General features: G+C 29.5%; 11 protein-coding genes and 2 riboswitches. Of the genes, 10 read left to right on the top strand and 1 reads right to left on the bottom strand.

Annotation, left to right across the window (positions count from 1 at the left end; all coding sequences use genetic code 11):
• Nucleotides 1-160 precede the first annotated feature (160 nt).
• The 6 genes from ABWP20_RS16785 to ABWP20_RS16810 all read left to right on the top strand — a co-directional run bounded on the left by ABWP20_RS16785 (nucleotide 161) and on the right by ABWP20_RS16810 (nucleotide 8,122).
• A complete protein-coding gene (locus tag ABWP20_RS16785) occupies nucleotides 161-1,489 on the top strand; it encodes a DUF512 domain-containing protein (protein WP_353097369.1) in 1,329 nt (442 codons plus the stop codon).
• Nucleotides 1,490-1,499: 10 nt separating this feature from the next.
• Nucleotides 1,500-2,819: a ribosome biogenesis GTPase Der gene (gene der, locus ABWP20_RS16790; protein ID WP_353097371.1), complete on the top strand. Its 1,320-nt coding sequence runs from the start codon at nucleotides 1,500-1,502 to the stop codon at nucleotides 2,817-2,819.
• A 3-nt stretch (nucleotides 2,820-2,822) separates the two neighbouring features.
• The gene (gene plsY / locus ABWP20_RS16795) at nucleotides 2,823-3,419 is read left to right on the top strand and encodes a glycerol-3-phosphate 1-O-acyltransferase PlsY (protein ID WP_353097372.1); all 597 of its coding nucleotides are present in this window, start codon (nucleotides 2,823-2,825) and stop codon (nucleotides 3,417-3,419) included.
• 13 nt (nucleotides 3,420-3,432) lie between these two features.
• A complete protein-coding gene (locus ABWP20_RS16800) occupies nucleotides 3,433-4,461 on the top strand; it encodes an NAD(P)H-dependent glycerol-3-phosphate dehydrogenase (RefSeq protein WP_353097373.1) in 1,029 nt (342 codons plus the stop codon).
• 115 nt (nucleotides 4,462-4,576) lie between these two features.
• Nucleotides 4,577-6,055, top strand: coding sequence for a stage IV sporulation protein A (gene spoIVA, locus ABWP20_RS16805; protein ID WP_353097375.1), 1,479 nt, complete (start codon nucleotides 4,577-4,579; stop codon nucleotides 6,053-6,055).
• Between the two features lie 222 nt (nucleotides 6,056-6,277).
• Nucleotides 6,278-8,122 carry an Eco57I restriction-modification methylase domain-containing protein gene (locus tag ABWP20_RS16810; RefSeq protein WP_353097376.1) on the top strand — a complete coding sequence of 615 codons (1,845 nt, stop codon included), beginning with the start codon at nucleotides 6,278-6,280 and terminating at the stop codon, nucleotides 8,120-8,122.
• A 171-nt stretch (nucleotides 8,123-8,293) separates the two neighbouring features.
• Nucleotides 8,294-8,390, bottom strand: a riboswitch (glycine riboswitch).
• Nucleotides 8,391-8,494: riboswitch (glycine riboswitch) on the bottom strand. It abuts the riboswitch before it with no gap.
• A 186-nt stretch (nucleotides 8,495-8,680) separates the two neighbouring features.
• Here ABWP20_RS16810 and ABWP20_RS16815 read toward each other — a convergent pair.
• Complete coding sequence (locus ABWP20_RS16815) at nucleotides 8,681-9,355, bottom strand: PHP domain-containing protein (protein WP_353097377.1); 675 nt, start codon at nucleotides 9,353-9,355, stop codon at nucleotides 8,681-8,683.
• 240 nt (nucleotides 9,356-9,595) lie between these two features.
• Here ABWP20_RS16815 and ABWP20_RS16820 point away from each other — a divergent pair, with 240 nt between their 5' ends.
• From ABWP20_RS16820 to ABWP20_RS16835, 4 genes are all read left to right on the top strand, one after another.
• A complete protein-coding gene (locus tag ABWP20_RS16820; protein ID WP_353097379.1) occupies nucleotides 9,596-10,462 on the top strand; it encodes a cation diffusion facilitator family transporter in 867 nt (288 codons plus the stop codon).
• Nucleotides 10,463-10,566: 104 nt separating this feature from the next.
• On the top strand, nucleotides 10,567-11,592 hold the full coding sequence (locus tag ABWP20_RS16825) for a C40 family peptidase (protein ID WP_353097381.1): 1,026 nt from the start codon (nucleotides 10,567-10,569) through the stop codon (nucleotides 11,590-11,592).
• A gap of 176 nt (nucleotides 11,593-11,768) precedes the next feature.
• Nucleotides 11,769-13,265 carry a Na+/H+ antiporter NhaC family protein gene (locus tag ABWP20_RS16830; protein WP_353097382.1) on the top strand — a complete coding sequence of 499 codons (1,497 nt, stop codon included), beginning with the start codon at nucleotides 11,769-11,771 and terminating at the stop codon, nucleotides 13,263-13,265.
• Nucleotides 13,266-13,552: 287 nt separating this feature from the next.
• On the top strand, nucleotides 13,553-13,996 hold the full coding sequence (locus ABWP20_RS16835; protein WP_353097383.1) for a PAS domain S-box protein: 444 nt from the start codon (nucleotides 13,553-13,555) through the stop codon (nucleotides 13,994-13,996).
• Nucleotides 13,997-14,044 lie beyond the last annotated feature (48 nt).

Consider the following 14,044-nt stretch of genomic DNA (forward strand, 5'->3'; position numbering starts at 1 on the left):
TAGAGATGAAATAAGAGCTAGAGTAGCTAAATTGTGTGATAAATACCCATTATATAAATAACACAAAGGCCTACAGATAATTCTGTAGGCTTATCTTTACATATTAGCTATACTGTATTAGAATAATAAACATATACTTAAAAATAACTGGGGTGTAAGCATGGAATTAAAGAATTTTACAGAAGATAAGAATATTATTGAAGAAATTACAAAGGGCAGTATAGCGGAAGAATTAGAAATAGAGCCAGGAGATATATTATTATCTATTAATGATATGCCTGTTAAAGATATTATTGATTATAAATATTTAGTTTCTGATGATTATATAGTAGTTGCAATAGAAAAAAGGAATGGAGATATTTGGGAATTTGAAATTGAAAAGGATTTCGATGAAGACTTAGGTTTATTATTTACTAATCCTTTAATAGACAAAGCTAAATCTTGCAGAAATAAATGTATATTTTGCTTTATAGATCAACTGCCTCCTAATATGAGAGAAACATTATATTTTAAAGATGATGATTCAAGATTATCATTTTTACAAGGTAACTTTGTTACATTGACTAACATGAGCGATGAAGAAATTGATAGGATTATAAGGTATAGACTTGGACCAATTAATGTAAGTGTACACACTACTAATCCAGAGCTTAGAAGAAAGATGTTAAATAATAAAAATGCGGGAAGAATATATGAAATATTAAAAAGATTTAAAGAAGCTAAGCTAGAAATTAATTGTCAAATAGTATTGGTTCCTGGAGTAAATGATGGATTAGAATTAGATAGAACCTTATCAGATTTATCTAAACTTTATCCTAGTGTTGAAAGTGTTGCAGTTGTACCAATAGGTATAACTAAATATAGAGAAAAGCTTCAAAAAGTAGAACCATATAATAGAGAATCATCATATGAATTATTAAAATTTATATTAGATAAACAAAATTATTTCCTAAGGGAACTAGGAACCAGATTTGTTTTTGCTTCTGATGAATTCTTTGCCATGACTAAAAGTGAACTACCCAAATATGACGAATATGAAGGATTTCCTCAATTGGAAAATGGCGTAGGTCTTATGAAATCTTTTGAAGATGAAATAATGAAAGAACTTAAAAAGATAAAAACACCAATAAAGAGCAATAAAAGATATGTCTTAGCTACTGGAACTTTAGCATATGATTTTATAGTTAGGATGAAAGATAAAATACTTGAAAAAATTAAGGGTATAGAGTTAACAGTTATACCTATAGTTAATAATTTTTTTGGAGAGACTATTACTGTAGCTGGATTAGTAACCGGTCAGGATTTAATTGCCCAGTTAGGTGATTATAAGAATATAGATGGGATTATTATTCCCAGGTCTATGATGAAAAGAGATGAGGAAATCTTTTTGGATAATCTGACTATTGAAGAGGTATCAGAGGCACTTAATACTCCTGTAATCGCATCTAAAGTTGAAGGTAAAGGTTTAATCGATATAATAAAGAATTGAGGGATAATAGATGAATAGAGCAGTTGTTTGCATAGTTGGAAGACCAAATGTAGGTAAATCCACATTGTTTAATAAATTAGTAGGCAAAAGAATAGCCATAACAGAAGATACACCAGGTGTAACAAGAGATAGAATTTATGCAGAAGGAGAATGGCTTGGAAAATATTTTACTGTAATAGATACAGGTGGACTTGAACCAGAAAATGAAGAAATAATAATGAAAAACATTAAAAGACAAGCTGAAATAGCCATAGATACAGCAGATGTTATTCTATTTGTAGTAGACGGATTAGAAGGACTTAATTCTGCAGATAGAGAAATTGGTAATATGCTTAGAAAATCAGGTAAAAACGTAATAGTAGTGTGTAATAAAATAGATACTCCTAGTTTTAAAAATCAAGTATATGAATTTTACGAACTAGGACTTGGAGAACCTATGATTATTTCTGGGGAACAAGCTCTTGGTATAGGAGATTTATTAGATGAGGTAGTAAAATATTTTCCAGAGGATAAGGATACAGAATACGATGAAGATTTAATAAAAGTTTCTTTAATAGGTAAACCAAATGTAGGCAAATCTTCTTTAATAAACAATATATTAGGAGAAGAACGGGTTATAGTAACTAATATTCCTGGAACTACTAGGGATGCTATAGATACTTATTTTAATTATGGAGACAATAGATACGTTTTTATAGATACTGCAGGATTAAGACGTAAAAGAAGTATTTATGAAGAAGTAGAGAGATATTCTGTAATAAGGACATTAACTGCCGTAGATAGGTCTGATGTCTGTATATTAGTCATAGATGCTACGGAAGGTGTTACGGAGCAGGATACTAAGATTGCAGGATATGCTCATGATAATGGAAAAGCCATTATTATTGCTATAAATAAATGGGATTTAGTTAAAAAAGATACTAATACTCATTTAGAATTTGAAAAGGAAATTAGAAAAGTCTTAGGATTTATAACGTATGCACCTATTGTATTTATATCAGCATTAACAGGTCAAAGAGTAGATAAATTATTAGAGTTAATTAATGTAGTAAATAATAATTATAACCTAAGAATCGGTACAGGTATATTAAATGATATAATTAATGAAGCAGTGTTAATGAATCAGCCTCCTAGCGACAAAGGTAAGAGGGCAAAGATTTATTATGGTACTCAGGTATCTGTAAGACCGCCTAAATTTTTAATATTTGTAAATTATAAGGAGCTTATGCATTTTTCATATGTAAGGTATTTAGAAAATCAAATAAGAAATCATTTTGGTTTTGTAGGTACACCTATCCAATTTGAATTCAGACAAAAGGGAGAGAAATGATGAATGATGAGAATGTTTATAACCATATTGCTGTCTTATTTAATAGGATGCTTTTCCTCGGCATATTTTTTAGGTAAAATATCAAGAAATATTGATATAAGAGAATATGGAAGTGGAAATGCTGGTGCAACCAATGCACTTAGGGTTTTGGGCAAAAAGATAGGCATATTAACCTTTCTTTTGGATATATTAAAGGGGATAATAGCTGTATTAATTGGCAGATATATATCTGGATTTTATGGGAGCATTTTGGCAGGTATTTTTGTTGTTTTAGGCCATGACTTTCCAATATTTCTTAGATTTAAAGGTGGAAAGGGTGTTGCTACATCTTTTGGAGTATTGTTACTTCTTAATTGGAAGGTTGCATTGGTGTGTCTAGTGGTGGCTAGTAGTATAATAATATTTACAAGATATGTCTCTTTAGGGTCAATTATAGCATCTATTTGTACTCCATTTGCTATGGTACTTACCTTAAAACCAGTAAATAAATATTTGTATATTACAGCATGTATATTGGCAGCATTATCTGTATATAGACATAAGGCTAATATAGTTAGATTATATAGAGGTGAAGAGAACAAATTAGGAAAAAATATATAGGTAGGTGTTTGTAATGACTGAGAAAATTGGAGTATTAGGAGGGGGCAGCTGGGGTACTTCCTTAGCAATTTTACTAGCTCAAAAGGGATATGATGTTGATATATGGTCAAGGGATAAAGAGCAAATTAAAGAAATGAAAGAGTCAAGGATTAATAAGAAATATCTTCCTGATGCTATATTGCCATCAAATTTAAATTTAACAAATGATTTGGAAGAAGCTAATTCCAATAAGGATTTAATAATTTTATCTGTAGGAACCCATGGAGTTAGAGAAGTCTTAGAAAATTCTAAGCCTTATATTAAACCCAATCAAATAATAGTTAATGTTTCTAAAGGAATTGAAAATGAAACATTGGTGAGGATATCTCAAATAGTGGAAGAATTGATACCGGATAGTAAATATGCTGTATTATCGGGACCTTCCCATGCAGAAGAGGTGGCTAATAATATACCTACTACAGTTGTTTCTGCTTCTAAAGATAAGGAGATTGCAGAGTATGTACAGGATTTATTTATTACTCCTAGTTTTAGGGTATATACAAACCCAGATGTTATAGGAGTAGAACTAGGAGGAGCATTGAAAAATGTTATTGCCCTAGGAGCAGGTATATCTGATGGACTAGACTGTGGAGATAATACTAAGGCTGCGCTTATGACTAGAGGTATTTTTGAAATGGCTAGATTAGGTGAAAAAATGGGTGCACAAATCAATACATTTTCAGGACTTTCTGGAATAGGTGATTTAATCGTAACTTGTACAAGCATGCATAGCAGAAATAGAAGAGCTGGAATATTAATTGGGCAAGGAATGAAAATAGACCATGCTATTAAAAAAATAGGCATGGTTGTAGAAGGTATAAGAACAACAAAATCGACTTTTGAATTAGCTAAAAAATATAATATTAATATGCCTATAACTGAAGAAATCTATGGTGTATTATATGAAAATAAAGATGTTAAAAACTCAGTTCTCAATTTAATGGTTAGAGATAGAAAGCATGAAATGGAAAATATAGTATTAGAAAATAATAATTTATGGTAACCTGCTAAATTTAGCAGGTTTTTTTCATTAGCTTGTAATAATTTATACTCCCCGACGTATATATATAATGTTAAGTATTGTATTTAAATAAATATATTCATAAGGGGTGAAAGGTGTGGAAGTATTTGATATATACAAGGATATTGCTGAGCGAACAGATGGGGACATTTATGCAGGTATTGTGGGTCCAGTCAGAACAGGAAAATCTACATTCATAAAAAGATTTATGGAATTGCTTGTCATACCTAATATCGAAAACAAGCATAAAAAAGAAAGAGCAAAGGATGAACTGCCCTTAAGTGGGTCAGGAAAAACTATAATGACTACAGAACCTAAATTTGTGCCTAATGAAGCTGTAGAACTTATTTTAAATGAAAATGTAAAATTTAAAGTAAGGATGGTAGATTGTGTTGGATACTTGGTTAATGGAGCTTTAGGACATGAGGAAAATTTTATACCTAGAATGGTAACTACCCCTTGGTATGAAAAAGAAATCCCTTTTGAAGAAGCGGCTGAAATCGGTACAAGGAAGGTTATTACAGATCATTCTACTATTGGGTTAGTTGTAACAACTGATGGTTCTATAACCGATATAGACCGTTCTAACTATATTAAGGCTGAGGAAAGGGTAATTTCAGAATTAAAAGAATTAGGGAAACCATTTGTTATAATTTTAAATTCAAAGCACCCTAATTTAGACAGTACAATTGCCCTCAGGGAAAGTCTACAGAGTAAATATGGAGTATCCGTAGTAGTTGTAGACTGTCTTAATATGGATTCTCAAGATATTGAAAAAATCTTTGAGAAATTATTATTTGAATTCCCTGTGAAAGAAGTTACTATTAATTTTCCAAAATGGATAGAAGGTCTGCCAAAGAAACATTGGATAAAAGCAAACATATTAAATTCTTTAAAAGAAACCATAGAAGGTTTGCAAAAATTAAACGAGGTTTCAAGCTTCTTAGATCCATTAAAAGATTTGGATATGGTAAAGGATGTAAAATTAGTTGAGATTAAATTAGGTGAAGGAGTTGTACATTCTGAAATAGTTATTGATGATAATTTATTCTATAATGTATTGAAGGATATGACTGGATATTCTATAGAAGGAGACTATCAATTATTAGGATTAATTTCAAAATTGGCTGAGACTAAAAGAAAGTATGATAAGATTGAAAAGGCATTAGTTGAAGCTAGGGAAATAGGATATGGTCTAGTAAGTCCAAGTTTAGAAGAAATGGAACTTGCCGAACCTGAAATTTATCGTCAAGGGAATCGTTTCGGAATAAAGTTAAAGGCAAAGGCACCATCTCTACATGTACTTAGGGCGGATATAGCAACAGAAGTTTCACCTCTTATAGGTACTGAAAGACAATCTGAGGAACTAATAGAGTATTTATTATCAGAATTTGAGGAAGAACCTTCTAAGATTTGGCAATCCAATTTATTCGGTAAATCATTATATGATTTAGTAAATGAACAGCTTCAAGGAAAGCTTAGTACAATGCCAGAAGATGCAAGACAAAAACTTAGAAGAGCACTTGAAAGAATAATCAATGATGGCAGTGGCGGATTAATCTGTATAATTATATAATAAAAAAGGTAGAATGACTTTCTACCTTTTTTATTATGGTAATGAAAACTTATATTAAATATGATGAACAGAGGAGACAGCCATAATATTAACGGAAAAGTATAATTATATTACAAATAATGGTATAATAAGAATCAGTATATATAAAGATTAAGATAAGCATAAATATAAGCATTTATTTTGTTGAATGAACTATAATACATATAAATTGAGGTAGATAAAATGGAAGATAATATACTAGGTGATATTTATCAAAAAAATACTGACAAAGAAATTCGCAAATCCATAGGACAATACTATACACCAGAATTCATTATAAAATATATACTTGATAAGACAGTAGGTAAAGTTGATATCATAAAAAATCCCTATACTAGTATTATAGATATTTCGTGTGGAGCTGGATATTTTTTGATGATTGCCTATGATATATTAAAGGAAAAGTTTTTACTGGGACTAGAAGAATTGAAGGAGAAATACAAAGAAGAAATATATGAACTAGAAAAATCTGGTCAGTTATTTACTGTAAAAGGAAATGAATATTGGAAAGAGGAAAATCTTCACTATCATATATTAAAACATTGTATCTATGGTGCCGATAAAGATAAGATTGCTGTGAATTTAACTAAAATAGGATTATTAAGAAAAGAACCAAATAATTTAATAGAGGAATTGAATATTGTAGAATGTGATAGTCTGGTTAGATGGGAGAAATTAAGTATAGATAAAAGCAATTCAAAGGAAAAAAATATACTAATAAAGTTTTGGAGTAAAAAATATGATTACATAATAGGCAATCCTCCCTATATAGGACATAAACAATTAAGTATGAAATATAAACAATGGTTACTTATTGAATATAGTACTGTATTTAGAGATAAATCAGATATTTCCTTTTGTTTTTTTAAACGAATAGTTGAGATTTTATCCTCTAATGGTGTTTCAGGGATTATTACTTCAAGGTATTTCATGGAAGGACCAACTGGAAAAAATTTAAGAACATATTTAGTAAATAATGCAGATATTTTAGAAATAGTAGATTTCTATGGAGCAAAAATATTTAAAGGTATTGGAGTTGCAACAGCTATATATTTCTTTCAAAAAGGTAAATCTCTAAATAATAATATAAATATAAATAAATTAATAGATGATGGATATCAATTTGAGGACTCGGAAGATTTACAGGAAATAATGAAAACTAACTTATTTGAAAGATTTCAAATAAATCAAGCTAAATTAGATATTAATAGATGGATACTTATATCTAAAGAAAGTTTTGATATATATAAAAAGATAGAAAGCAAAAGTAAATATAGATTAGGGGATATGGTTATATCATTTCAAGGTATTATAACAGGATGTGATAAAGCCTTTGTATTGACACCAGAATTAATAAGGAAATATGAGATTGAAAAGGATTTATTACGGAAATGGATAAAAAATAAAAATGTAGAAAGATATCGTGTATTAGATACAGAGTTATCTTTAATTTATTCGGATTTAATTGAAATTGAAGATGAATATCCTAATAGTATAAAGTTTATTAGAAACTATAGAGAGAGATTGGAAAATAGAAGAGAATGTAGAGTCGGTAGAAGAAAATGGTATGAATTACAATGGGGAAGAGATACTAAACTATTTGAGCAACATAAGATTATATTTCCATATAAAGCAAGTACAAATAGGTTTGCATTAGATTATAATAATGTTTATTGTAGTGCAGATATATATTCTATAGTTATTAAAGATAAATATAGAGATAAAATTTCCTTAGAATACCTTGTGGGATTACTTAATTCAAGGATTTATGAATTTTATTTTAAATTATTTGCAAAGAAAATGGGAAAGAGAATGTATGATTATTATCCAAACTCTGTACTGGATATAAGAATAATAACAGATGATATAGTTAAGGATATAGAGGATAGAGTAAAATTAATAATGAAATTAGATAAGGATAGTAAAAATGAGATATACAGACTAGAGCAGGAAATAGATAAAATTATAGGAAATTATATTGGACTAGACGAAAAAGAATATATGATTTGTACACAAATAAAATCGTGATTATTTCAAATAATCACGATTTTATTTGTGTGTGTGTCATAAAAATTAATATATACTTAATAACTTCACAAGTTGGAAGATATTAATGCCTAATTTAGTTATTGAGGATACTTAATTTACAAAAACATAAAGACAGAGAGGTGGAGTGTTAAGCATAGAAAATAATTGCCACTCTACCTCCCTGTCCTTGTATCTGAAAGATTCCTCATATAATTTCAATATGAATTGCTTCTTCGATGCTTGATTTAACAAGTCTCTCCAGGGAATGCGTCAGATTATTGTTAATTACCTGAGAGTTTCAGAATAGGATTAGTGTTATCTCTATTCTTTGCTCCTACGGTCATCCAAAGGAATATTTTCAATAATCATCATTCGCTTATTAAGTTATCCAACAATTAGTATATTAACATATATTTAAAATAAATTCAAGAAAAAAATACAACTTTTATTATATAATTTTTATTATAAATAATATCTATAGATGATAAAATATAAAAGGAACTTCTGCTATATAGCAGAAGTTCCTTTTATATTTTATATTAAGAGAGAGTGAATTTGCTATTTAATTGATGATATTTCTTTTTCTTGGACGATATGATCCTCATAGAAATAGTCAATATTTTTATATTCTCCATCTTTTCTCATTAATGGATGGAAATTACCTGTTTTTAGAGCTTCTATGAAGTCTTGATGGTCTCTTATACTATCATAGAATTTAGTAGTGTATGTACCTAGTTTTTCACGTTTATGGGCATCACTAGCTCCTAAAGAAGGTAAGTTTAGTTCTGTAGCTAAGGCATATGATTGTAAATTATGGTATGAATAAGTGCTGCCATTGAAAGATTCTATTCCTGTTAGAAGATGACTAAGCTTTCTCATATTTTCTCCAATGCCTCGGTTATTATTTCTAAATGGATGAGCTGCGACAGCTGCACCTTTATGTTTTTTGACTAAGGCTAGTAGTTCTTCTGCACTTATCATTTCTTTTGGGATATCTTTGAGTCCAAATACAAGTATATCTCCTTCAAATGTCAATATTTCTGCCCCTACTATTACTAGGACACCGTTGATTTTAGCTGAATCGCCTATATCATTTCTTAGAAAGTTATTATCATGGTTTGTAATACAAAGCCCATCTATTCCCATAAACTTAGCTAACTCAATAGACTCCTTGAAATCTAAGAAACTATCAAATGAATATTTATTTTCATGTACATGAGTATCTATAATCATGGATTCTCCTCCAAAACTTACTTTATATTAAACAATATATCATAAAAGTAGATCAAAAATTCAAATATAGATAAATATTATAGAGTAGATAAATATTATAAAAAAAATGAATGAACTGCAAATAATATACATTATCAATTGATAATAATTTCTATATTTGAATTTTTGTTGAACTATCAGAGGTATATGCATATAATGGATATTATCATTATCAATTAATATGAAATATGGAGGTATATTATGGATAACTATAAATTAGGAGTAAGAGCTTCTTGGATAACTATAATTGTAAATGTGATATTAGCCGTATCGAAGGTTTCGGCAGGAATTATAGGACATAGTAGTGCTATGATTGCCGATGGGGCACATACTTTATCAGATGTTTTAACTACATTTGTGGTCTTGCTTGGTTTAAAGATATCCTCAAAAGAAGCTGATGAAGGGCATCCTTATGGTCATGAGAAGTATGAGTCTGTATTTGCTAAGGTTTTGAGTATATTACTGATGATAACAGGCATATTTATAGGATATGAAGCAATTAAAGTGTTAACTAGCTCAGAGGTTAAAACACCAAGAGTGATTGCTTTAATTGCTGCATTTTTATCTATTGTTGTTAAAGAATGTATGTATTGGTATACAATCAAAATAGCTAAAAAAATAAAAAGCATATCTATGGAAGCAGATGCTTGGCATCATAGGTCAGATGCTTTTTCATCAATAGGTACCTTTGCAGGGGTTCTTGGTGCTAGATTAGGATTTCCTGTTTTAGACCCAATAGCAGGAATTATAGTATCTATATTTGTTATTAAGGTTGGAGTAGAACTATATATTAAATCGGTGAAGGAATTAGTTGATGAATCGGCTAGTGAAGAAATCATTAATACTATTAAGGAGAGGACTAAATCCATAGATGGGGTTAGAGGAATTAAAAATTTAAAGACTAGAGTATTTGGAAATAAAATATATGTAGATATAGAAATTTTAGTAGATTCTTATATTTCCGTAAAATCAGGTCATGATATAGCAGAATTAGTTCATGATAGATTGGAAGAAGAAATAAGTGATATAAAGCATTGTATGATTCATATTGAGCCATTTCAAAAATAATTACTACAAATTTGTAATCATTTTGTAATAATTATGTTGCGTGCTTTAATATAATAGAATATAATAGTGTTATATTTAAAATCTGATGCGAGGGAGTGTTCATATTGAATAATAGAAAACACAAACTGCCGACAACTATTGTGGGTATATGTCTTATTGGTTTAATTGGATTTAAAGACACTGGTATATTTGTTAGGGAATATGTTAGTACTAATGAAGATGGTACTGAGGTTACATTTAATAAAGAAGAAAATGTTAATATTCTTAAGGAAAGAGACAGAGTATATATAATTGAAAAAGAAGATAGTAGGTATGAAATACCTAAGGATAATATAATAAAAACAACTCAAGAATATATAGTTATAAAAGATACGAATATTTTAGACAAGCCAAGTGGAGATTCCATTGGATTATTAAATACAGATGAGATTGTACAAGCAATTAAATATGAAGGAGATTATGGACTATTTAGTACAGAAAAAGGAATTAATGGATATATAAAATTATCTGATGTTGAAACTGCAATTGAAGATAGTACATCTTATGGTGTTTCAAAAATTGATAAGGTTTTAAAAAACGATAATTCATTTTATACCTTAGTCAAAGGAGAAATGGTTGTTATAAAGGATTTTAGAGAAGATACCTATACTATTATAGATGAAGAGAATAATGAATTTAAAGTAAGCGGAAGATATATTGAAGCAAGAAGAACAAAAGAAAAAGTTACAAGAGGAAATGTATCCAGCAGGGGAGCTGCTGTTACTAAATTAATTAAAAAGGCTTATGATGAACTTGGAAGACCATATGTAGCTGGTGATACTGGTAAGAGAGGGTATGATTGCTCTGGATTTACATATTCAATGTATTTAAATACATTAGGCATTAAACTTAATAGATCATCTACTGATCAGGCTAAAAATGGAGTTGAAGTTAAAAGAGATGAGTTAATTCCTGGTGATTTAGTGTTTTTTAGAACTACTGGAAAAGGAATAGGTCATGTAGGTTTATATATCGGAGATAATAACATGATACACGCTTCTTCAGGTAGTAGAAAGATAATGATATCATCTTTAGATGAGGCTTATTATAAGGCTAGATACATAACGGGTAGAAGGATTTTAAATGACTAATTTAAAACACATTAAGAGGCTATTTTAGCCTCTTAATGTGTTTCTTTGATTAATTCAGAATAAATTATTGAAAGATTCTAATAAGTGAAAATTTTTATTGTTTATAGTATCATTATGTGTTATACTTTAATTAAATTTTTAACAATACAGTTCCATAATAATAAGGAGGGTCAATAATGATCGCATTACTAAAATTTTCACCAATATTTTTATTAGCAGGACTCATGATGGCTAGTAATATTGAGGCTTTTAGTTTTCTAGGAGTTAATTTAGACATTTTAGTCATAGCTCCAATTGCAACTGTTTATGCAGCAATAATCGCAGCTATAACTGAGAAACATAAGCTAAACGACATCGTAGATGCGGCAGTGGAAAATGTTAAAGAGATGCAATTAGTATTTTTTATTCTTATGCTTGCTTATGCTATGGCAGAAGCATTCATGTCAACAGGAGTTGGCGCTGCAATTATAAATATGGCTTTAGGTTTAGGAATTACAGCTAAGACAGTTGCTGTAACAGCATTTATTATTTCATCAATATTATCCATTGCAACAGGAACATCATGGGGGACCTTTGCAGCTTGCGCACCTATCTTCCTATGGTTAAGCCATATAGTAGGAGGAGAAGTAGCAATTACTATTGGAGCTATTGCAGGTGGAGCATGTTTTGGAGACAATATTGGACTTATATCCGATACAACTGTTGTTAGTTCAGGTATTCAGAGAGTAGAGGTAATACATAGAATTAGACATCAAGGGGTTTGGTCTGTTTTATGTTTAGTTGTAGCAGCAATTTTATTCTTTACAGTAAGTTTAAAATTGCCTGGTGAAGTAGGTAGTGCAGCTGATGCTATTAATCAAATTCCAGAAGAAGTGTGGACAACTTTATCTGAAGAGAGACCAGCAGCAGTGGAATTGTTGAATCAAGTAAAAGAAGGGGTTCCATTCTATATGATTATACCTCTTATATTAGTACTAGGAGTTGCTATTAAAGGAATACCTACTTTAGTTTGCTTAGGACTTGGACTTGTTTCTTCTTATATATTAGGGCGAGTGGCAGGTACTGTTGAATCAACTGATGCATTTTTAAAACTTGTATATACAGGGTTTTCAGATGCGGGTTCATGGGTTATAGTCATGATGATGTGGGTTGGTGCATTCGGTGGTGTAATGTCTAAGATGAATGCCTTTAAACCAATTTCTGATTTAGTTTCAAAGCTAGTAAGAAATGTAAGACAATTAATGTTCTGTAATGGTATTTTATCTATTATAGGTAATGCCGCTTTAGCAGATGAAATGGCTCAAATAGTAACTATTGGACCTATTATTAAAGAATTAACTGATGAGAATGTAGAAGCAAGTGAAGAAGACATGTATAAATTAAGATTGAGAAATGCAACATTTTCTGATGCCTTAGGAGTATTTGGCTCTCAACTTGTTCCATGGCATGTTTATATTGCATTCTTTATAGGAATTGCCAATGCTATTTATCCTTTATACACATTTGCTTGGAAAGATATAATTAAATTTAATTTTATGGCAACTGTAGCCGTAGTTTCTATATTATTCTTGACTTTAACTGGGTTAGATAGATTTGTTCCTTTATTTGGTATACCAGCAGAGCCACAGGTTAAGTTAAAGAAAAATATTAAAAATTCATCAAGGACTAATTAAAAATTTTTTATAAGATCATGAAAACCTAGTTAAAAAATATTAGACATAAAATATTAAACATTAAACATATAGTAAAGAGATATATTATAAAATTATAGTATATCTCTTTTTTTAAAGATTATATATCTTTAATCTAGACTATTGAAGAAAGATGTATGGGTAAACAAATTTTAAATTCAAACATAGTCTTAGAATAAATTTTAGGATTTGATTAATGAGAGCGAGAAACATTAATTAAACTATAACATATTTATCCATAAGTAAAAATAATAATCGAGGTGGTAGATTTGGACATTGCTTATAAGGATGTCTTGTTTGATATTATTGTGAATAATATTAATTTGGGAATTGCCATAGTTAATAAGGATGGTTTCTTCATTTATTATAATAATGTTATGGGTGAGATAGAGGGATTAGATAAGGAAGATGTTTTAGGAAAGCATATATTTGAGGTTTATCCATCTTTTAACAAGAAAAACAGTACATTATATAATTGTTTAAATGTAGGTATGCCTATTTATAATGATCTCCAAAACTATATTAATGGAAAAGGCAGAAAAATTTTTTCAATGGTAACTAATATTCCAATCAAGATTGAAGATGAGATAGTAGGAGCCATAGAAATTGCTAAGGATGTAGATAAGGACGGAAAAACCTATAGGTCTGTTGATAACTGGTTAAATAAGCCTAAGATGAAAAATAGTAATGATTACAAGATTAATACTAATTAACCTGTTGTGCTAGTTAAAAATTACAAATATAAAAACTCCAGCAATTAT

This window comes from Tissierella praeacuta (genome assembly GCF_040396155.1).
Taxonomy (GTDB): domain Bacteria; phylum Bacillota; class Clostridia; order Tissierellales; family Tissierellaceae; genus Tissierella; species Tissierella praeacuta_A.

What these genes read in the sequence shown, in the direction of transcription:
- ABWP20_RS16785 (WP_353097369.1), top strand. Translation starts at nt 161, where the DNA reads ATGGAATTAAAGAATTTTACAGAAGATAAGAATATTATTGAAGAAATT.
- ABWP20_RS16810 (WP_353097376.1), top strand. Translation starts at nt 6,278, where the DNA reads ATGGAAGATAATATACTAGGTGATATTTATCAAAAAAATACTGACAAA.
- ABWP20_RS16830 (WP_353097382.1), top strand. Translation starts at nt 11,769, where the DNA reads ATGATCGCATTACTAAAATTTTCACCAATATTTTTATTAGCAGGACTC.
- ABWP20_RS16815 (WP_353097377.1), bottom strand. Translation starts at nt 9,355, where the DNA reads ATGATTATAGATACTCATGTACATGAAAATAAATATTCATTTGATAGT.
- plsY (WP_353097372.1), top strand. Translation starts at nt 2,823, where the DNA reads ATGATGAGAATGTTTATAACCATATTGCTGTCTTATTTAATAGGATGC.
- ABWP20_RS16820 (WP_353097379.1), top strand. Translation starts at nt 9,596, where the DNA reads ATGGATAACTATAAATTAGGAGTAAGAGCTTCTTGGATAACTATAATT.
- der (WP_353097371.1), top strand. Translation starts at nt 1,500, where the DNA reads ATGAATAGAGCAGTTGTTTGCATAGTTGGAAGACCAAATGTAGGTAAA.
- ABWP20_RS16800 (WP_353097373.1), top strand. Translation starts at nt 3,433, where the DNA reads ATGACTGAGAAAATTGGAGTATTAGGAGGGGGCAGCTGGGGTACTTCC.